Raw genomic sequence first — 594 nt, forward strand, 5'->3', positions numbered from 1 at the left:
GGCATAAACAGCAACGTGAATATTATTTGTTTTTAGGTTTTAATACGTTGCAACCGGATCAGTTAGTTTTTGCTAACACTAAGAACGGTTTTAAATCGCTTAATACTCCGGGTAAGTGGTTAAAGCGGATCATCACTGACTACCACCTAACCCCTAGTATTACCGTACATGGCTTTCGACACAGTCACGCCTCCGCTTTGTTTGCCGCTGGTGCCACCATTAAAGAAGTACAAACCCGATTAGGCCATGAGGACGTTGCAACAACCTTAAATGTTTACACACACGTCACTAAGGGCCAAAATCAACAGGCGGCCAACAAGTTAGCCAATTATTTAGGCTTTTAAACTTGGTATATTCAGACAATTTTTACTAAGTGTACCACGTTGTACCGGGTAATGAACCACGTTAGGCCACTTTGAAACGTTGTTATATCAACGATTGTCCACGTGTACCACGTGTACCACGTTAAAACGAACATTTCCAGTACAGGAGGAAACCGGGTTATTTTAATATTTTATAGTAAAAGTAAGCCAATTGGTAAGCCAAGGGTAAAAAGCTTCACGTGAAACACCGCATAAGCACTGGTTTAATAGC

1 protein-coding gene is annotated in these 594 nt (G+C 41.1%); it reads left to right on the forward strand.

Annotated features, from left to right (window positions below; translation table 11 throughout):
* Positions 1–344 (forward strand): tyrosine-type recombinase/integrase (locus MMY95_RS15660; protein ID WP_241277829.1); only part of this gene is annotated, 344 nt, incomplete at its 5' end.
* Positions 345–594 lie beyond the last annotated feature (250 nt).

The sequence above is a fragment of the Lactiplantibacillus sp. ME-2 genome (assembly GCF_022549155.1).
Classification (GTDB): Bacteria; Bacillota; Bacilli; order Lactobacillales; family Lactobacillaceae; genus Lactiplantibacillus; species Lactiplantibacillus plantarum.